We start from the raw sequence: 17,093 nt of genomic DNA, 5'->3' as shown, positions 1-17,093 counted from the left end.
GAGAGAAGCAGACGTGATCCTGCGCTTCATCGCGTCAGTCGCGCTGATCATGCTTCTCTCGGCCTGTGCTCCCGCCCCGGCTCTCAGCGGGGCGGGAGCATCGTCGACCGCCGCGACCCCGGTCGCGTCGCCGACTCCGACGGCTGTCTCCGACATCCCGATCGTCTCGAGCGCGCCTACGCCGGTGCGAGCCGCTGTGCCGCCGGTACGAGTTCAGATCGTCGCGGCGGGAATCGATGTCGAGGTGATCCCGGTCGGAATCGAACCGGGCGGCTTCATGGAGCTGCCTCCGAACCCCGCGATCGCGGGTTGGTACCGGTTCGGACCCGATCCCTGGAGCGCCGACGGAAACACGGTCATCGCCGCCCACATCGATGCACCGGACTATCCGATCGGTCCGTTCGCGAACCTGCGCGACCTTCCGGCAGACGCCGAAGTGACCGTGACCGGCGCCGACGGCTCGACGGCTTCGTACGGAGTCGTCACGCTGACCTACTACCCGAAGCAAGACCTGCCCACTGAGGAGCTGTTCGCGCGTCAGGGCACCAAGGCGTTGGTGCTGATCACGTGCGGAGGAGCCTTCGACAGCTCGACCGGTCACTACGAGGACAACGTCGTGGTCGTCGCCGCACCGCGAACCTAGTGCCCACGGACGTACACTGCGGGCATGACCAAGCGAAGGGTGCAGATCGCGGCGCTCGCACTGGCCGTCCTCGCCGCGGTCGTTCTTCTGGTCGTTCCGACCTACGAGTCGGTCACCGTGAGTTCGGACGGGGGCGAGATCAGCACTTCCCTGACGATGCTCCAAGCCGTCGGACCGTGGATCTTCGTCGTGCTGCTCGTGCCCGTGCTCGCGACCGCTGTCCCGGTCTTCGCACGGGGTCGCGCGTGGAGCGTGCTCTCGATGATCGGTGCGATCGTCCTCAGCGGGTTCGTCATCCTGAGCCTGCTGACGATCGGAATGTTCTTCGTTCCTGCGGCGATCGCGTCGGTCGTTGCGGCATGCCTGCCCGCGAGAGGGAAGATGGCGGCCGTCGTCTGAGGTCGGTGTCTCAGTTTCAGGCGGCGTCGCCGACGAACACCGCGGCGGCCTCATCTGCGGCATCCGCTTCGCGCTCGTCGACATGCGCGAGCGAGCGACGGCCGAACGCGATCACCGCGGCGGCGATGGCGACCGATGCCGCGGCGAACACGTACGGCACGGTCGGGCCGTACAGGTGCCACAGCAGCGCCGCGATCGGCGGCGCAGCCGCTCCACCCAGGAAACGGACGGCCGAGTACGACGACGAGGCGACGGACCGCGGCAGGTCGGTGGACTCCATGACGGACTCGGTGAGCACCGTGTTGAGCACGCCGAGGAACAGACCTCCGACGATGATGCACGCGACAAGTGCAGCGGGACTCTCGACGAGAATTCCCGCGGCGACGAGGTCGAGTGCGAGGAGCGGCAGCACGAGCAGCAGGACAGTGGTGCGCGGCATCCGTCTCGTGAGGACCGGGGCTACCCAGACGCTGGTGATCGCCAGCGCCACGCCCCACCCGAAGAAGGTCAGGCCGATCCCGACTGCGCCGAACCCGAGCGGGAAGGGTGAGAACGCGAGAAGCACGAAGAACCCGATGTTGTAGAAGAGCGCGGCGATCGCCAGCACCGCGAGCGACGGATTGCGCAGCGCCTTGATCGGCGCCGAGAGCGGGATCGGGGCGCGCTTGTCGCTCGGTCCGCGCAGCAGCACGGCGATGGCGATGAAAGCTATCGCCATGAGCACCGCGACACCGAAGAACGGACCTCGCCAGCTGACCGAGCCCAGCAGTCCGCCGAGCAGCGGGCCGACCGCGATTCCGAGGCCGAGCGCGGCTTCGTAGAGCACGATCGCCGCGCCGCTGCCGCCGGTCGCCGCGCCGACGATGGTCGCCAGGGCGGTCGAGATGAAGAGGGCGTTGCCGAGACCCCATCCGCCGCGGAACAGGATGACGGCATCGACGCTGCCGCTCAGCGCGCAGAGCAGCGCGAACACCACGATCAGGCCTAGTCCGGCCAGCAGGGTGGCTTTCGCGCCGATGCGACTCGACACGAAGCTGGTCACCAGCATGGCGAGTCCGGTGACGAGCAGGTAGCTCGTGAACAAGAGCTCGGTCTGGACCGGGGTGGCATCGAGCTGCTCGGCGATGACGGGCAGGATCGGGTCGACGAGTCCGATGCCCATGAACGCGACGACGCAGGCGAATGCGACCGCCCACACGCGCATCGGCTGATGCCATACCGAGACCGGCTTCGAATGAGTGGATGTCGGACGATCCTCCCTCTCGAGCTCGACGTTCGACTGCCCCCGGCTCATCGGGCGACCACCACGCGCGGCGCGGTCTTCGACGCGAGGATGCGCGCGGTGCGCGACAACGCCGCCCAGTCGTCATCCGAAAGGTCGGAGAAGCGCGGTTCGAGGGCATCGCGCAGCTGCACGCGCCACGCCGCGAGCGCGCGAGCGCCGTCGGCGGTGACGCTCAGCACGCTGGCGCGGGAGTCGGACGGATCGCTGTCACGCGAGACGAGCCCCGCCGTGACGAGCTGCCCGACGAGTCTGGTCATGCCGGGCTGCGTCACGCGGCTGAGGGTCGCGAGCTCGCCCAGTCGCTGCGGTCCTTCGTTCTGCAGGATGCTGAGCGTCCGCCACTGGGCTGCGGGGGCCTCGTTGCGGGTTTCGAGTGCGGCGATGCGTGTGAGCGCGTGCGCCGCAACCACGATCTCTTCGATGTCTTCACCACGGGTCATGGAGTAAGCATACCGCTGTTATATACCAGTGGTATGGATATTTGGCGTCCTGCGGTATTCGACGGCATGATGCGTCTCATCGACAACGCGCCGGCTGCGCGACCGGACCGAAGGGGCTGACAGGATGGTGCTCGCCTCTGGGTCGGCCGGCATGGCGACAGGAGCCTCGTACACGATGGACGGCGGGTGGACGGCGCGATGACGCGATACCGCACCGCAGATGTCGCGGTCGACGGCGGGATGCTGCGCGTCGGCGTGTGGGATGGTCCGGACGCGAACGCGCCCGCCGTGCTGCTCGTCCACGGCGTCACCGCGTCCCATCTCTCGTGGCCGCTGGTGGCGGACAGGCTGCCCGAGGCGCGAGTGATCGCGCCGGATCTCCGCGGCCGTGGACGAAGCAACGACGTCGGAGGACGCGCCGGGCTGACGGCACATGCGCGAGACCTCGTCGCAGTGCTCGATGCGCTCGATGTCGGTTCGGCCGTCGTCGTGGGGCACTCGATGGGTGCGTTCGTCGCACTCGTGTTCGCCGACCTGCACCCCGGACGCGTCGAGCGGCTCGTGCTCGTGGACGGCGGACTGCCGCTCGACCTGCCTGACGGACTCAGCTCGGACGAGGTCATCCAGCTCGTCCTCGGGCCGACCGCTGAGCGTCTGTCGATGCGGTTCGCCAGCGTCGGTGACTACCTCGACTTCTGGCGGAGGCATCCGGCGTTCGCTCGTGACTGGTCGCCTGCGCTCGAGGCGTATCTCGCGTATGACCTCGTGGGCGTGGAGCCCGACCTGCATCCTTCGACGAGCTATGCCACGGTCGCCGAGGATTCTGTCGATCAGAACACCGGGACAGCGATATCGGACGCGCTCGCCGCGATGCGGCGCCCGACGCTTCTGCTCACCGCTGAGCGCGGTCTGCTCGATCAGGTCCCGCCGCTGTACTCCGGCGAGCGGTTGCCCGCCTTGCTCCGCACCCACCCGCGGTTGCGTCACGAGGCGGTGGCCGACGTGAACCACTACACGATCGTGCTCTCGGCGCGCGGTGCGGATGCCGTCGCCGCGGCGATTCGCGGAGAGCTGGCGGCTGCGGATCGGTAGGGTGCGCGTGCCGCATCGGCTCCATGCGAGGGGCCCGATTCAGCGCCCGGAGGCCGCGATGCGGGTCGTGAGCTGGTGCGCGTGGGCGAGCAGGGTCCGACCGAGCTCGGGAAGCCGATCGGGCGAGAAGCGGAACTCGACACCCGTCAGGCTCAGCGCCCACTGCGGGTGCCCCTCGCGGGTGAAGACCGCGGCGCCGATGCCGTAGCTGCCCTCCACGATGAGGCCGGGGTTCACGGCATAGCCTCGCGAGTGCGTCTCGTGCAGTCGCGCCCGCAGACGCTGCTCGGAGTGCGACGATCCCCAGCGCTGCGAGAGGTCGGGGTGACGCTCGAAATAGGCGTCCACATCGTGGGGCGGCAGGAAGGCAAGAATGGCGAGTCCGGCCGACGCGACGCCGAGTGGGAACCGCACGCTCTCCGACAGCACGAAGGACCGGATCGGAAAGCTGCCCTCTTCGCGCACCAGGCACACGGTCTCGTCACCCCGGCGAACCGAGAGGAACGCGCTCTCCTCGGTGCGCACCGCGAGCGACCGCACGATGTCGCGTGCGATCGCGGTGATGTCGTAGCGGGATGCCGCCACAGTCCCCATGAGGTACAGTTCGGGTCCCGGCATCCATCGCCCGGTGCGCCCGTCCTGGTCGACGAGCCCCTCATTGCGCAGCGCGGTGAGGAGTCGGTGGGTGGTCGGCCGCGTGAGCTGCGCGCGTTTCGCCAGCTCTGCGACCGGGAGGCCTTCATCCCCCGCCGAGGTGACGAGCCGAAGCAGGCTCGCGGCGCGCGCGACCGACTGGGTGCCTGGGATCGTTCCACTGGTGTCCACGATATGGACACTATGGCCGACGACATCCACATCGCAACGGCGTCCGTGACATTGCCCAGACGGTGGGAGATGCTGAGATCGTCATTTCCGCCCGCCGGCTCGCTCGACGTCCCGGCGAGCACTCTGCGAAGGAGCATCAGTGATCGACAAGACCGTCGGAACGGCCGCCGAGGCGGTCTCGGACATTCCGGATGGCGCATCCCTCGCTGTCGGAGGGTTCGGCCTCTCGGGCAATCCCATCGCCCTGATCGAGGCGCTCCTCGCCCAGGGGACTTCGGACCTCAGCATCGTGAGCAACAACTGCGGCGTCGACGACTGGGGACTCGGCATCCTGTTGGACGCGAAGCGCATCCGAAAGATGACGTCTTCGTACGTCGGCGAGAACAAGGAGTTCGAGCGGCAGTTCCTCTCGGGTGAGCTCGAGTTGGAGCTGACGCCACAGGGCACGCTCGCCGAGAAGCTCCGTGCCGGCGGATCGGGCATCGCGGCGTTCTACACGCAGACCGGGGTCGGTACGCAGGTCGCCGAAGGCGGTCTGCCCCGCAGGTACGACGGAGTCGGTGGCATCGCTGTCGCTTCGCCGGTGAAGGATGTCCGGACCTTCGAGGTGTCGGGCACGCCGCACGAATACGTGCTCGAAGAGGCGATCGTCACCGACTTCGCGCTCGTCCACGCGCTGCGGGGCGACCGGCACGGCAACCTCGTTTTCAACAAGGCGGCCCGCAACTTCAACCCGCTCGCTGCGATGGCGGGGCGGGTCTGCATCGCCCAGGTCGAGGAGCTCGTCGAACCCGGCGAGCTCGACCCCGATCAGATTCATCTTCCCGGCATCTACGTCCATCGCATCATCGAGGTCGGGACCGATATCGAGAAGCGCATCGAGCGCCGCACGGTCACCGTGGTCACAGAAGGGGAGAACTGACATGGCGCTCACCCGCAATGAGATGGCGGCCCGCGCCGCAGCAGAGCTCGCCGACGGTTCATACGTGAACCTCGGCATCGGACTGCCGACGCTCGTGCCGAACCACGTGCCGGCCGGTGTCACCGTCGTGCTGCAGTCCGAGAACGGAATCCTCGGCGTCGGCCCCTACCCCTTGGAAGCGGATGTCGACCCCGACCTCATCAACGCGGGCAAGGAGACGGTCACCACACTTCCGGGTGCGGCGTTCTTCGACTCGGCGACGAGCTTCGGCATGATCCGCGGTGGCAAGATCGACGCCGCGATCCTCGGCGCCATGCAGGTGTCTGCCGCCGGGGACCTCGCCAACTGGATGATCCCCGGCAAGATGGTGAAGGGCCCGGGCGGCGCGATGGATCTCGTCCACGGTGCCGCGAAGGTGATCGTGCTCATGGAGCACGTCGCCCGCGACGGCTCGGCCAAGATCGTGCACGAATGCTCGCTGCCGCTCACCGGCAAAGGCGTGGTCGACCGCATCATCACCGATCTCGCCGTCATCGACGTGACGGACGACGGACTCGTCCTCGTCGAACTCGCTCCGGGCGTCACGATCGATGAGGTCGTCGACGCGACCGAGCCCCCGCTGATCGTGCCGGAGCACGTGCGCTCGGTTGAACTTAAGGTGGAAGCATGAACCACGACGACGTCGTCATCGTCGCCGCCGCGCGCACTCCGCAGGGGCGACTCAAGGGCCAGCTCGCACCGCTCACCTCAGTGCAGCTCGGGAGCATCGCCATTCGCGGGGCACTCGCGCAGGGAGGTGTGCCGGCGGATGCCGTCGACGCCGTCTTCGTCGGACAGGTGCTCCCCGCCGGTGCGGGCCAGAACCCCGCGCGCCAGGCAGCGGTGGGTGCCGGCATTCCGTGGTCTGTGCCCTCGGCATCCGTCAACAAGGTCTGTCTCTCGGGACTCACGGCGATCATCGACGGCGCGCGGATGATCGCGGTCGGCGATGCCAAAGTCGTCGTCGCCGGCGGCATGGAATCGATGACGCGCGCGCCGCACCTGCTCATGGGCTCGCGCGACGGTTGGACTTACGGCTCGGTCGAGGTGCTCGACCACATGGCGTACGACGGTCTCACCGACGCGTACGACCGCGAGAGCATGGGTGCATCGACCGAGCGCCACAACGGTCGCCTCGAGGTGACCCGAGAGATGCAGGATGCCGTCGCCGCCCGCTCGCACCAGCGCGCCGCCGCGGCGACCGAAGCGGGATTGTTCGACGCCGAGATCGTGCCGGTCGAGATCCCGCAGCGACGCGGAGAGGCGGTTGTGGTCACGAAGGATGAAGGGATCCGTCCCGAGACGACGGTCGAGACGCTCGGCAAGCTGCGTCCGGCCTTCGCCGAGGGCGGGTCGATCACGGCCGGCAACTCGTCGCAGATCTCGGATGGCGCATCCGCCGTCGTGCTCACGACACGCTCGCACGCGGATGAGAACGGCTGGCCCGTGCTCGCTGTCGTCGGAGCGTCCGGCCAGGTCGCCGGCCCCGACAACTCCTTGCACTCTCAGCCCGCCCGCGCGATCGAGAATGCCCTGGCGAAGCAGAGGATCGCGGCATCCGACTTGGACCTCGTCGAGATCAACGAGGCATTCGGCGCGGTCGTCGCTCGCTCGCAGCAGGAGCTCGGCCTGTCGGACGACGTCGTCAACATCCACGGCGGCGGCATTGCCATCGGTCACCCCATCGGGGCCTCGGGCAATCGCCTCGTCGTACACGCCGTTCACGAACTCGTGCGGCGCGGGGGAGGCACCGCCGCTGTCGCGCTGTGCGGCGGAGGCGGACAGGGCGACGCGCTCATCCTCACGCGCTGATCAGGTTTGCGCGCCCGGCTTTGTCGGTGCGCGAAATCATAGGTACTCGGCGAAAGCGCACGTTGGCGCGCCCCACAACGAGTGGCTTCGCCCAGATCATGTGATCTCGGCGCGGGGACCGGCCCACCCGAGCGGTGTGCGAGCGCTCAGCGGCGCAGCACCTTGCGCGCCAGCGTGTTGCCGAGGAGCTGCACGCCCTGCACGATCACGATGATGATCAGCACCGCTGCCCACGTCACGACGGGGTTGAACTGCTTGAACCCGTAGACGATCGCGAACTCGCCGAGGCCGCCGGCGGCAACAGCGCCGGCGATCGCCGTCATGTCGACGAGGGCGACCACGATGAACGTGTAGCCGAGGATCAGCGGGCCGAGTGCTTCGCGGGGGATGAGCCGCAGCAGGATGCGCGACCGACTCGCCCCCGCGGCACGCGCCGCCTCGATGATGCCCGGACGCACGGTGAGCAGGTTCTGCTCGACGATGCGGCTGATCGCGAACATCGACGCGAGCGTGATCGCGAAGATCCCGAACTGCGGCCCGATGCCCGGGATGCCGATGCTGCGCGCGATCGGCTGCACCGCGGCGAGCAGGATGACGAACGGGATGGGGCGGAAGAAGTTGACGACGACGTTGAGCACACCGAACACGGCGCGGTTGGGAAAGAGGCTGCCGGCCCGCGTGGCGTACAGCGCGAGGCCGAGGAGCAGTCCGGCGGTGCCACCGAAGATGAGCGCGAGCGAGACGACGTAGAGCGTCTCGAAGGTGGCCGACCACAGCTCCGGCAGCAGCTCGATGAGCCTATCCACGAGGGTCCTCCTCGATCAGCTCGGCGAATGCCGAGGCTTTGTCGATCGCGCGCTGCACGGCATCCGCTTCTCCGTCGAGAGCGAGCGTGAGGTGGCCGAAGACCCGACCGCGGATGTCGTTGATGCCGCCGTGGATCAGTTCGAACCGCACCTGCTCGGCGGCCAGCGCAGCGAACACGTCGGCTTGCGTGACGTCGCCTTCGCGGATCGTGAACGTCACGATCCGACCCGGATGCCGCGACCGGAGCGTCTGCAGTTGGTCGCCGACCGGCACGTCTTCGATGATGCTGGCGACGAACCGTCTGGTTGCGGCGTTGCGCGGTGCCGAAAGCACGTCGAAGACGTCGCCGTTCTCGATGATGCGACCGCTCTCCATGACCACGACGCGATCGGCCAGTGTGCGGATCACGTCCATCTCGTGCGTGATGACGAGGATCGTGATGCCGAGCTCACGGTTGACGCGCCGAAGCAGGTCCAGGACTTCCTGCGTGGTGTCGGGATCCAGCGCGCTCGTCGCCTCGTCGGCGAGGAGGATCTTGGGGCTCGTCGCCAGGGCGCGCGCGATGCCCACGCGCTGCTTCTGTCCGCCCGACAGCTGCTCGGGATAGCTCTTGGCCTTGCCGCCGAGTCCGACGAAGTCGAGCAGCTCGGCGACTCGCGTCTTGATCTCGGCCCGCGGACGGCCTGCGACTTCGAGCGGGTACGCGACATTGCCGGCGACCGTGCGCGACTCGAAGAGGTTGAACTGCTGGAAGATCATTCCGATGTCGCTGCGCAGCTCGCGAAGGTCCTTCTCGCGAAGCTTCGTGATGTCGCGGCCGTCGATCTCGACAGCTCCCGAAGTCGGGGCCTCCAGCGCGTTCACCAGGCGCAGCACTGTGCTCTTGCCCGCACCGGAGTACCCGATGATGCCGCAGATCTGGCCTGCCTCGATCTCGAGGGAGACGTCGTCCACGGCAACGACCGGCTCCGAGTCCTTCGACGGCGCCGGGTAGGCCTTCGAGACATCCGTGAGTCGGATGAGTGTCATGGGCGACTCCTTGATGACATGCGTGTGCGGCCCGCTCGGAAGAACGGGCCGCACACGCGGATGACTACTGGTTGGCGCGGATGTCGTCTTCCACGTCGGTGAGCGAGGTCACCAGGTCCTCGACGGGCGTCTTGACGATGACGGCCGTGCCGCCGGATGCCTCGACGACGCCATCCAGGATCTGTTGCGAGTTCTGGAAGATCTCGACGAGCTTCAGGTACGTCGGGTTGTCGGCGTCCTCGGCCTTGGCCGCGAAGATGTTGATGTACGGCACCGCATTCGGATCGGACGGGTCGTCCTGGGCGATCGCATCTTCGGCCGTGAGACCGGCATCCTCGAGGAAGTCGTTGTTGACGATCGCCGCGGCCACATCGGGCAGCGAGGTCGCCGTGAAGGCGGCATCCAGCGCCTCGACCTTGACCTTGGAGTCCGCCTCGTCGATATCGGCCACGGTCGAGAAGATCGAGCCGCCGTCCTCGAGCTCGATGAGCCCGGCGGACTGCAGCACGAGCAGGCCGCGCGCCTGGTTGCTCTCGTCGTTGGGGACGGCGACGGTCGCGCCATCCGGGATGTCCTCGACCGAGTCGTACTGCGTCGAATACAGGCCGAGAGGGTAGATCGCGGTCGAGCCGATCGGCTGCAGATCGTCATCACTCGCGACGTTGTACGTGGCGAGGTAGATGACGTGCTGGAACTGGTTGAGGTCCAGCTCGCCGGCCGCCAGGGCCGGGTTGGGCTGCGTGTACTCGGTGAAGTTCACGAGCTCGACCTCGATGTCCTCTGCGGCGGCCGCCTCGGTGAACGTCTCCCAGTACGGGTCGCCCGAGTTGACGACGCCGATGCGCACCGGGCCGGTCGTTTCGCCGTCGGACGACGCGGGTTCTGCAGACCCGGCGCATCCAGCCATCACGAGGGCGACGGGCAGGGCCAGTGCGGCAGCGGTCAGGAATCTCTTGCGGGACATGGTGCTCTCCAGGTGCGTATCAGGTGCGTTGTCGTCAGCACCGCGCCGGCGGACTGACGACCGCCGTGGCGGGTGACTCGCACCCGCGTCGCCTCATCGCGGTGCCTCTTCGACGATAAGCAGGGGCCCCGCGAGGCGCGAAACATCGCCGTAACACGGCGACACCCGCTGGCCGGGTTGCGGAGAGCTGTGAGTCCGGGTCAGCGCAGCGAGCGGTCCAGACGCGACTTGTAGAGCTTCTTCGCCTTCGGAGCGACGGGGGAGTCCGAGTCGATGAGCCTGCCGCGGCGCGCACGGCGGGTATCGACGACCGCACCGATCGCGAGGCTGATCGAGATGCCCCAGCTCAGCCACGCCAGAGCAGTCCGCCACGTGAAGGACTCGTCGCTGCGAAGTGCCCGGAGCAGCGTGATGCCGCCGACGACCGCAGAGAGGAGTCCGGTGCTGAAGAGGTATCTGCGCATGCACCCACGCTACCCGTCACGGAGACCCGGGACCCAGGGCTTGACCGCGCGACTGTTAGCCTGAGTTAACCGGAACAGGAGCGTGTGTGGAGAAGGCCGAGTTCGTCGTCGTCGCCAATCGTCTGCCTGTCGACCACATAACAGGAGCCGACGGCGAGCAGACCTGGGGCCGCTCGCCCGGCGGCCTCGTGACAGCGCTCGATCCTGTGATGCGCAATGCGGACGGAGCGTGGGTCGGCTGGGTCGGTCAGCCCGATCTCGACATCGAGCCGTTCGAGTTCGACGGCACACACCTCGTGCCGGTCAGACTGAGCGCCGAGGATGTCGAGCTCTACTACGAGGGCTTCTCGAACGACACCATCTGGCCGCTGTACCACGACGTGATCGCCGCGCCCCGGTACAGCCGCGTGTGGTGGGAGGCGTACCAGCGCGTCAATCGCCGATTCGCGGATGCTGCGGCCGCCGTGTCCGCGGAGAACGCCATCGTCTGGGTTCAGGATTACCAGCTGCAACTCGTGCCGCAGATGCTGCGCCAGTCGCGCCCTGATCTGACCATCGGCTACTTCCACCACATTCCTTTCCCGGCATACGGCCTCTTCTCACAGCTGCCGTGGCGCCGCCAGGTGCTGCAGGGACTCCTCGGTGCCGACGTGATCGGGTTCCAGCGCGTGGCCGACGCCGGCAACTTCGCCCGTGCCGTCCGTCGTCAGCTGCGCTACGAGACCAAGGCGTCGGGAATCACGGTGCCGAACGACGACGGCACGACGCGTCGCGCGCTCGCTCGGGCCTTCCCGATCTCGATCGACGCGTCGTCGTACATGCAGCTGGCCCGGAGCGAGCAGGTGCAGGCACGTGCGGTGCAGATCCGCGAGAGTCTCGGCAATCCCGCTTACATCCTTCTCGGTGTGGATCGACTGGACTACACCAAGGGCATCCAGCATCGGATGAAGGCCTACGGCGAGCTGCTCGACGACGGCCGCATCCAGGTCGAAGACGTGACCTTCGTGCAGGTCGCAAGCCCGAGCCGTGAACGCGTCGCGGCGTACATCCAGTTGCGTGACGAGATCGAGCTCGCGGTCGGCCGCATCAACGGCGATCACGACACGATGCACCACACAGCCATCCGCTATCTGCACCAGGCGTACCCGCGCGAGGAGATGGTCGCGCTGTATCTCGCCGCGGACGTCATGCTCGTGACCGCGTTGCGAGACGGCATGAACCTCGTGGCGAAGGAGTACGTCGCCTCGCGAGTCGACAACCGCGGGGTGCTCGTGCTGAGCGAATTCGCCGGCGCATCCGACGAGCTCGGCAGCGCCATCCGGATCAACCCGCATGACATCGGCGGCCTGAAAGACGCGATCATGCGTGCGATCGAGATGCCCGCGGCGGAACAGGGGCGCCGGATGCGATCGCTTCGGCGCCGGGTGCTCGAGCACACCGTCGAAGACTGGTCGCGGGACTTTCTGCAGGCGCTCGACGCCTTCCACGGACGCGAGGAGACACAGTGACCGATGACGTGCGAGAGGCGCTGCGCGGGGTCGCGGCGTCCGAGCTGCTGCTCGTGGCGCTCGACTTCGACGGCACGCTCGCTCCTCTCGAGGACGAGCCCATGGAGGCGCGGATGCTGCCTGCCGCACGCATCGCGGTCGATGCCCTGATCGCCGCACCCGAAACCTTCGTCGCATTCGTGTCGGGGCGGAGCCTCACCGACCTGCGGATCATCGCCGAGCACCGTGATGACTCGAGGGTGCTGCTCGCCGGATCGCACGGCGCAGAGTTCTGGGTACCGGGCGTGGGCCCCATCGTCCACGCCGATGACCCGGCGGATGCCGCCCTTCGCGACGCGCTCAGGTCCCGCGCGGAGGCAGCGACAGCGCACCTCGACGGGGTGTGGATCGAACCGAAGACGTTCGGGCTCGGCGTGCACACCCGGAAGGCGACGCCCGAGGCAGCCGAGGCAGCAAATCGCCTCGTCGACGCGATGGTGCAGGCGGAGGCCCCGAACTGGCGACGCCGGACCGGCCACAACATCGTCGAGTACGCGTTCCGGCAGGAGGGGAAGGATTCCGCGGTCGCCGAGCTGCGCGAGCGCGTCGGCGCCTCCTCTGTCCTGTTCGCGGGGGATGACACCACGGACGAGGATGCCCTTCGCAGCCTCGGTCCGCAGGACCTCGGCGTGCACGTCGGCGATCGCGACACCGCGGCGACCCTGTCGGTGCCCGACATCCCGGCGCTCGCGGCGCTTCTGAGTGACCTGGCCGCCGAACGGACCGCCGCGCGGGAATAGACTTCCACAATGCCCGGGTCCGAAGAAACCAGCACCGATTCGATCGACATCAAACCCCGCAGCCGCGTCGTCACTGACGGCATCGAGGCGACGACATCCCGCGGAATGCTCCGCGCCGTCGGCATGGGCGACGAGGACTGGGACAAGCCCCAGATCGGCATCGCAAGCTCGTGGAACGAGATCACACCCTGCAACCTGAGCCTGGATCGCCTCGCACAGGGCGCGAAAGAGGGTGTGCACGCCGGTGGCGGCTACCCGTTGCAGTTCGGCACGATCTCGGTGTCGGATGGCATCTCGATGGGCCATGAGGGCATGCACTTCTCGCTGGTCTCGCGCGAGGTCATCGCCGACTCGGTCGAGACGGTCGTGATGGCCGAGCGCCTCGACGGCACCGTCCTGCTCGCGGGCTGCGACAAGTCGATCCCCGGCATGCTCATGGCATCGGCCCGCCTCGATCTCTCGAGCGTCTTCCTCTACGCCGGTTCGATCGCACCGGGTTGGGTCAAGCTCTCGGACGGCACCGAGAAAGACGTCACGATCATCGACTCGTTCGAGGCCGTCGGTGCCTGTCTCGCGGGCAAGATGAGCGAAGCCGACCTGAAGCGCATCGAGTGCGCGATCGCTCCGGGTGAGGGCGCGTGCGGCGGCATGTACACCGCGAACACCATGGCCTCCGTCGCGGAAGCTCTCGGCCTCAGCCTGCCCGGCTCCGCGGCTCCGCCGTCGGCCGACCGCCGCCGCGACTACTTCGCGCACCGTTCGGGCGAGGCCGTCGTCAACCTGCTGAAGCTGGGCATCACGACCGGCGACATCCTGACCAAGGAGGCATTCGAGAACGCGATCGCCCTCGCGATGGCGCTCGGCGGCTCGACGAACGTCGTGCTGCACCTGCTCGCCATCGCGCGTGAGGCCCAAGTGGAGCTCACGCTGCACGACTTCAATCGCATCGGCGACAAGACTCCTCACGTGGCCGACATGAAGCCGTTCGGTCAGTACGTCATGAACGACGTCGATCGGCACGGCGGCATCCCGGTCATCATGAAGGCGATGCTGGATGAAGGACTGCTGCACGGCGACGCGCTCACGGTGACCGGCAAGACGCTTGCCGAGAACCTCGCCGACCTGAGCCCCGACCCGGTCGACGGCACCGTCATCCACACGTTCGACAACCCGATCCACGAGAAGGGCGGGATCACGATCCTGCACGGCTCGATCGCCCCCGAGGGCGCGGTCGTCAAGTCGGCAGGCTTCGATGCGAACGTCTTCGAGGGGCCCGCTCGCGTGTTCGAGCGAGAGCGGGCGGCGATGGATGCCCTCGAGGCCGGACAGATCGCCGCCGGCGACGTCGTCGTCATCCGGTACGAGGGTCCCAAGGGCGGACCTGGAATGCGCGAGATGCTCGCCATCACCGCCGCCATCAAGGGCGCTGGGCTCGGAAAAGATGTACTACTCTTGACGGACGGCAGATTCTCAGGCGGCACAACCGGACTGTGCATCGGCCACATAGCACCCGAAGCAGTGGACGCAGGTCCCATTGCCTTCGTGCGCGATGGTGATCTGATACGGGTCGATATCGCGGCTCGCACTCTCGACCTACTCGTCGACGATGCAGAGCTCGACTCCCGCCGCTCTGGCTGGGAGCCGCTTCCCCCGCGCTATACCCGTGGCGTCCTTGCCAAGTACTCCCGTCTCGTGCGCTCCGCTGCGGAGGGCGCGGTCACGGGTTAGTCCGGCATCCCCGCACCTTTGAACAGAGGATCTCACCATGTCAGCCGAATCTGCCGTGGCCGTACCCCGGCCTCCCGCTCGCACCGCGCCCGCGCCCGTGCTCACGGGTGCGCAGGCGGTCGTCCGCTCGCTCGAGCTGCTGGGCGTCAAAGACGTCTTCGGGCTTCCGGGCGGCGCCATCCTCCCCGTCTACGACCCGCTCATGGACTCGACCGAGCTTCGCCACATCCTGGTCCGGCACGAGCAGGGAGCCGGTCACGCGGCTGAGGGCTACGCTGCGGCATCCAACAAGATCGGGGTCGCGATCGCGACGTCCGGCCCTGGAGCCACGAACCTCGTCACCGCGATCGCCGATGCTTACATGGACTCGGTGCCGATCGTGTGCATCACCGGACAGGTCTTCTCGAACCTGATGGGCACGGATGCCTTCCAGGAGGCCGACATCGTCGGAATCACGATGCCCATCACGAAGCACTCCTTCCTCGTGAAGCGCGCCGAAGACGTGCCCGGCGCGATTGCGGCGGCGTTCGAGATCGCGGGGACGGGTCGCCCGGGTCCGGTGCTCGTCGACATCACCAAGGACGCGCAGCAGGCCGAGGCGCCCTTCGTGTGGCCGCCGAAGATCGACCTGCCGGGCTACCGGCCGGTGACGAAGGCGCATGGCAAGCAGATCCAGGCCGCCGCGCAGCTGCTCGCCGCAGCGAAGAAGCCCGTGCTGTACGTCGGCGGTGGCGTCATCCGCTCGCAGGCATCGGCCGAGCTGCTCAAGCTCGCCGAGACGACCGGGGCGCCCGTCGTCACGACGCTGATGGCACGCGGCGCGTTCCCCGACTCGCACCCGCAGCACCTCGGCATGCCGGGGATGCACGGTACTGTGCCCGCGGTGCTCGCGCTGCAGGAGGCCGACCTGCTGATCTCGCTCGGCGCGCGGTTCGACGACCGCGTGACAGGCAAGGCGGCACTCTTCGCGCCGAACGCGCAGGTCGTGCACGTCGACATCGACCCTGCCGAGATCGGCAAGATCCGCGCCGCCGAAGTTCCGATCGTGGGCGACCTGAAAGACGTGCTGGTCGACCTCGACGCCGCGTTCCGGAATGCCGCAGCGAGCGTGACCCCCGACACGGCGGAGTGGTGGTCGTTCCTCGATGGCCTCCGCGACGAGTTCCCGCTCGGCTACACCCAGCCCACGGACGGGCTCATGTCGCCGCAGTACGTCATCCAGCGCATCGGCGAGCTCACCGGGCCCGAGGGCGTGTTCGCCGCGGGCGTCGGTCAGCACCAGATGTGGTCGGCGCAGTTCATCAAGTACGAGCGGCCGAACTCGTGGCTCAACTCCGGCGGGGCCGGGACGATGGGCTACGCGGTTCCGGCCGCGATGGGCGCGAAAGTGGCCGAGCCTCACCGCCACGTGTGGGCGATCGACGGCGACGGCTGCTTCCAGATGACCAACCAGGAGCTCGCCACCTGCACGATCAACAACATCCCGATCAAGGTCGCGATCATCAACAACTCGTCGCTCGGCATGGTGCGGCAGTGGCAGACGCTGTTCTACGACGGCCGCTACTCGCACACCAGCCTCAACACGGGGCACGGCACCATGCGCGTTCCCGACTTCGTGAAGCTCGCGGAGGCATACGGATGCCTCGCGATCCGCGTCGAGAAAGAAGAGGACGTGGATGCCGCGATCAAGCTCGCGCTCGAGACGAACGACCGCCCCGTGGTCATCGATTTCGTGGTGAGTGCCGACGCGATGGTCTGGCCGATGGTGCCGCAGGGCGTCAGCAACAGCTATGTCCAGTACGCGCGCGATCACGCGCCGGCGTTCGAGCAGGAGGACTGACGCCATGTCCAGCCACGTGCTCAGCCTGCTCGTCGAAGACAAACCGGGCCTCCTGACCCGAGTCGCCGGGTTGTTCGCCCGTCGCGGGTTCAACATCGAATCGCTCGCCGTGGGGGTCACAGAGGTGCCCGGACTCTCCCGCATCACGGTCGTGGTCGACGTCGACGAGCTCCCCCTCGAACAGGTGACCAAGCAGCTCAACAAGCTCATCAACGTCATCAAGATCGTCGAGCTCGACCCTGTCGCGTCCGTTCAGCGCGAGCACATGCTCGTCAAGGTGCGCGCAGACAACGCGACCCGGTCGAATGTGCTCGAGGTGGTCAACCTCTTCCGCGGCTCGATCGTCGACTACGCGCCGGATGCGCTCGTTGTCGAAGTGACCGGCGACAAAGGAAAGGTCGACGCCTTCCTGCACGCGCTCGAGCCCTTCGGCATCAAGGAACTCGCCCAGTCGGGCCTGCTCGCCCTCGGCCGCGGCGGCAAGAGCATCACCGAACGAGTGCTGCGCGGCTGACAG

The 17,093-nt window shown here is 67.6% G+C and carries 18 protein-coding genes; 11 read left to right on the top strand and 7 right to left on the bottom strand.

Annotated features, from left to right (window positions below):
* Positions 1 to 13: 13 nt before the first annotated feature.
* Both ABD188_RS14470 and ABD188_RS14465 read left to right on the top strand, forming a co-directional pair.
* Positions 14 to 643: a class F sortase gene (locus ABD188_RS14470; RefSeq protein ID WP_344063693.1), complete on the top strand. Its 630-nt coding sequence runs from the start codon at positions 14 to 16 to the stop codon at positions 641 to 643.
* 24 nt (positions 644 to 667) lie between these two features.
* Positions 668 to 1,042, top strand: coding sequence for a hypothetical protein (locus tag ABD188_RS14465; RefSeq protein WP_344063690.1), 375 nt, complete (start codon positions 668 to 670; stop codon positions 1,040 to 1,042).
* A gap of 16 nt (positions 1,043 to 1,058) precedes the next feature.
* Here the strand turns inward: ABD188_RS14465 and ABD188_RS14460 are convergent, their stop codons facing one another.
* Complete coding sequence (locus tag ABD188_RS14460; protein ID WP_344067131.1) at positions 1,059 to 2,246, bottom strand: MFS transporter; 1,188 nt, start codon at positions 2,244 to 2,246, stop codon at positions 1,059 to 1,061.
* Between the two features lie 86 nt (positions 2,247 to 2,332).
* Positions 2,333 to 2,767 (bottom strand): MarR family winged helix-turn-helix transcriptional regulator, encoded by a 435-nt coding sequence (locus tag ABD188_RS14455; RefSeq protein WP_344063687.1) that lies wholly within the window; start codon positions 2,765 to 2,767, stop codon positions 2,333 to 2,335.
* Positions 2,768 to 2,965: 198 nt separating this feature from the next.
* Between ABD188_RS14455 and ABD188_RS14450 the strand changes: the two genes are divergently transcribed.
* A complete protein-coding gene (locus ABD188_RS14450) occupies positions 2,966 to 3,859 on the top strand; it encodes an alpha/beta fold hydrolase (protein ID WP_344063685.1) in 894 nt (297 codons plus the stop codon).
* Between the two features lie 39 nt (positions 3,860 to 3,898).
* On the opposite strand, the gene ABD188_RS14445 is transcribed toward ABD188_RS14450, so the two are convergent.
* A complete protein-coding gene (locus ABD188_RS14445; RefSeq protein WP_344063682.1) occupies positions 3,899 to 4,684 on the bottom strand; it encodes an IclR family transcriptional regulator in 786 nt (261 codons plus the stop codon).
* A gap of 139 nt (positions 4,685 to 4,823) precedes the next feature.
* Here ABD188_RS14445 and ABD188_RS14440 point away from each other — a divergent pair, with 139 nt between their 5' ends.
* Genes ABD188_RS14440 through ABD188_RS14430 form a run of 3 tightly spaced genes read left to right on the top strand, consistent with a single transcriptional unit; the run spans position 4,824 to position 7,457 of the window.
* Positions 4,824 to 5,606 carry a CoA transferase subunit A gene (locus ABD188_RS14440; protein ID WP_344063679.1) on the top strand — a complete coding sequence of 261 codons (783 nt, stop codon included), beginning with the start codon at positions 4,824 to 4,826 and terminating at the stop codon, positions 5,604 to 5,606.
* 1 nt (position 5,607) lies between these two features.
* Positions 5,608 to 6,276, top strand: a complete 669-nt coding sequence (locus ABD188_RS14435) for a 3-oxoacid CoA-transferase subunit B (protein WP_344063677.1) — start codon at positions 5,608 to 5,610, stop codon at positions 6,274 to 6,276.
* Positions 6,273 to 7,457: an acetyl-CoA C-acetyltransferase gene (locus tag ABD188_RS14430; protein WP_344063674.1), complete on the top strand. Its 1,185-nt coding sequence runs from the start codon at positions 6,273 to 6,275 to the stop codon at positions 7,455 to 7,457. The genes ABD188_RS14435 and ABD188_RS14430 overlap by 4 nt, the downstream gene beginning before the upstream one ends.
* Positions 7,458 to 7,603: 146 nt before the next feature.
* Here the strand turns inward: ABD188_RS14430 and ABD188_RS14425 are convergent, their stop codons facing one another.
* The 4 genes from ABD188_RS14425 to ABD188_RS14410 all read right to left on the bottom strand — a co-directional run bounded on the left by ABD188_RS14425 (position 7,604) and on the right by ABD188_RS14410 (position 10,721).
* The gene (locus ABD188_RS14425; RefSeq protein WP_344063671.1) at positions 7,604 to 8,263 is read right to left on the bottom strand and encodes an ABC transporter permease subunit; all 660 of its coding nucleotides are present in this window, start codon (positions 8,261 to 8,263) and stop codon (positions 7,604 to 7,606) included.
* Positions 8,256 to 9,293 (bottom strand): methionine ABC transporter ATP-binding protein, encoded by a 1,038-nt coding sequence (locus ABD188_RS14420; RefSeq protein ID WP_344063668.1) that lies wholly within the window; start codon positions 9,291 to 9,293, stop codon positions 8,256 to 8,258. The genes ABD188_RS14425 and ABD188_RS14420 overlap by 8 nt, the downstream gene beginning before the upstream one ends.
* 64 nt (positions 9,294 to 9,357) lie before the next feature.
* Positions 9,358 to 10,257: a MetQ/NlpA family ABC transporter substrate-binding protein gene (locus tag ABD188_RS14415; RefSeq protein ID WP_344063664.1), complete on the bottom strand. Its 900-nt coding sequence runs from the start codon at positions 10,255 to 10,257 to the stop codon at positions 9,358 to 9,360.
* A gap of 200 nt (positions 10,258 to 10,457) precedes the next feature.
* Positions 10,458 to 10,721 carry a hypothetical protein gene (locus tag ABD188_RS14410; protein ID WP_344063661.1) on the bottom strand — a complete coding sequence of 88 codons (264 nt, stop codon included), beginning with the start codon at positions 10,719 to 10,721 and terminating at the stop codon, positions 10,458 to 10,460.
* Positions 10,722 to 10,807: 86 nt separating this feature from the next.
* On the opposite strand from ABD188_RS14410, the gene ABD188_RS14405 reads away from it, so the two are divergent.
* From ABD188_RS14405 to ilvN, 5 genes are read left to right on the top strand one after another with little or no spacing between them, the layout of a single operon-like run.
* Positions 10,808 to 12,229 (top strand): alpha,alpha-trehalose-phosphate synthase (UDP-forming), encoded by a 1,422-nt coding sequence (locus ABD188_RS14405; RefSeq protein WP_344063658.1) that lies wholly within the window; start codon positions 10,808 to 10,810, stop codon positions 12,227 to 12,229.
* On the top strand, positions 12,226 to 13,008 hold the full coding sequence (otsB, locus tag ABD188_RS14400; protein WP_344063655.1) for a trehalose-phosphatase: 783 nt from the start codon (positions 12,226 to 12,228) through the stop codon (positions 13,006 to 13,008). The genes ABD188_RS14405 and otsB overlap by 4 nt, the downstream gene beginning before the upstream one ends.
* Before the next feature lie 9 nt (positions 13,009 to 13,017).
* On the top strand, positions 13,018 to 14,736 hold the full coding sequence (gene ilvD / locus ABD188_RS14395) for a dihydroxy-acid dehydratase (RefSeq protein WP_344063652.1): 1,719 nt from the start codon (positions 13,018 to 13,020) through the stop codon (positions 14,734 to 14,736).
* A gap of 37 nt (positions 14,737 to 14,773) precedes the next feature.
* Positions 14,774 to 16,576 (top strand): acetolactate synthase large subunit, encoded by a 1,803-nt coding sequence (locus ABD188_RS14390; protein ID WP_344063649.1) that lies wholly within the window; start codon positions 14,774 to 14,776, stop codon positions 16,574 to 16,576.
* Positions 16,577 to 16,580: 4 nt separating this feature from the next.
* Positions 16,581 to 17,090, top strand: coding sequence for an acetolactate synthase small subunit (ilvN, locus tag ABD188_RS14385; RefSeq protein ID WP_344063646.1), 510 nt, complete (start codon positions 16,581 to 16,583; stop codon positions 17,088 to 17,090).
* Positions 17,091 to 17,093 lie beyond the last annotated feature (3 nt).

It is taken from the genome of Microbacterium pumilum (assembly GCF_039530225.1).
Taxonomy (GTDB): Bacteria; Actinomycetota; Actinomycetes; order Actinomycetales; family Microbacteriaceae; genus Microbacterium; species Microbacterium pumilum.
Note: the sequence above shows the minus strand (reverse complement) of the source record. Positions and strands in the feature narration are given on the sequence as shown.

What these genes read in the sequence shown, in the direction of transcription:
- ABD188_RS14410 (WP_344063661.1), bottom strand. Translation starts at nt 10,721, where the DNA reads ATGCGCAGATACCTCTTCAGCACCGGACTCCTCTCTGCGGTCGTCGGC.
- ilvD (WP_344063652.1), top strand. Translation starts at nt 13,018, where the DNA reads ATGCCCGGGTCCGAAGAAACCAGCACCGATTCGATCGACATCAAACCC.
- ABD188_RS14465 (WP_344063690.1), top strand. Translation starts at nt 668, where the DNA reads ATGACCAAGCGAAGGGTGCAGATCGCGGCGCTCGCACTGGCCGTCCTC.
- ABD188_RS14435 (WP_344063677.1), top strand. Translation starts at nt 5,608, where the DNA reads ATGGCGCTCACCCGCAATGAGATGGCGGCCCGCGCCGCAGCAGAGCTC.
- ABD188_RS14415 (WP_344063664.1), bottom strand. Translation starts at nt 10,257, where the DNA reads ATGTCCCGCAAGAGATTCCTGACCGCTGCCGCACTGGCCCTGCCCGTC.
- ilvN (WP_344063646.1), top strand. Translation starts at nt 16,581, where the DNA reads ATGTCCAGCCACGTGCTCAGCCTGCTCGTCGAAGACAAACCGGGCCTC.
- ABD188_RS14430 (WP_344063674.1), top strand. Translation starts at nt 6,273, where the DNA reads ATGAACCACGACGACGTCGTCATCGTCGCCGCCGCGCGCACTCCGCAG.
- ABD188_RS14390 (WP_344063649.1), top strand. Translation starts at nt 14,774, where the DNA reads ATGTCAGCCGAATCTGCCGTGGCCGTACCCCGGCCTCCCGCTCGCACC.
- ABD188_RS14450 (WP_344063685.1), top strand. Translation starts at nt 2,966, where the DNA reads ATGACGCGATACCGCACCGCAGATGTCGCGGTCGACGGCGGGATGCTG.
- ABD188_RS14420 (WP_344063668.1), bottom strand. Translation starts at nt 9,293, where the DNA reads ATGACACTCATCCGACTCACGGATGTCTCGAAGGCCTACCCGGCGCCG.
- ABD188_RS14455 (WP_344063687.1), bottom strand. Translation starts at nt 2,767, where the DNA reads ATGACCCGTGGTGAAGACATCGAAGAGATCGTGGTTGCGGCGCACGCG.
- ABD188_RS14460 (WP_344067131.1), bottom strand. Translation starts at nt 2,246, where the DNA reads ATGCGCGTGTGGGCGGTCGCATTCGCCTGCGTCGTCGCGTTCATGGGC.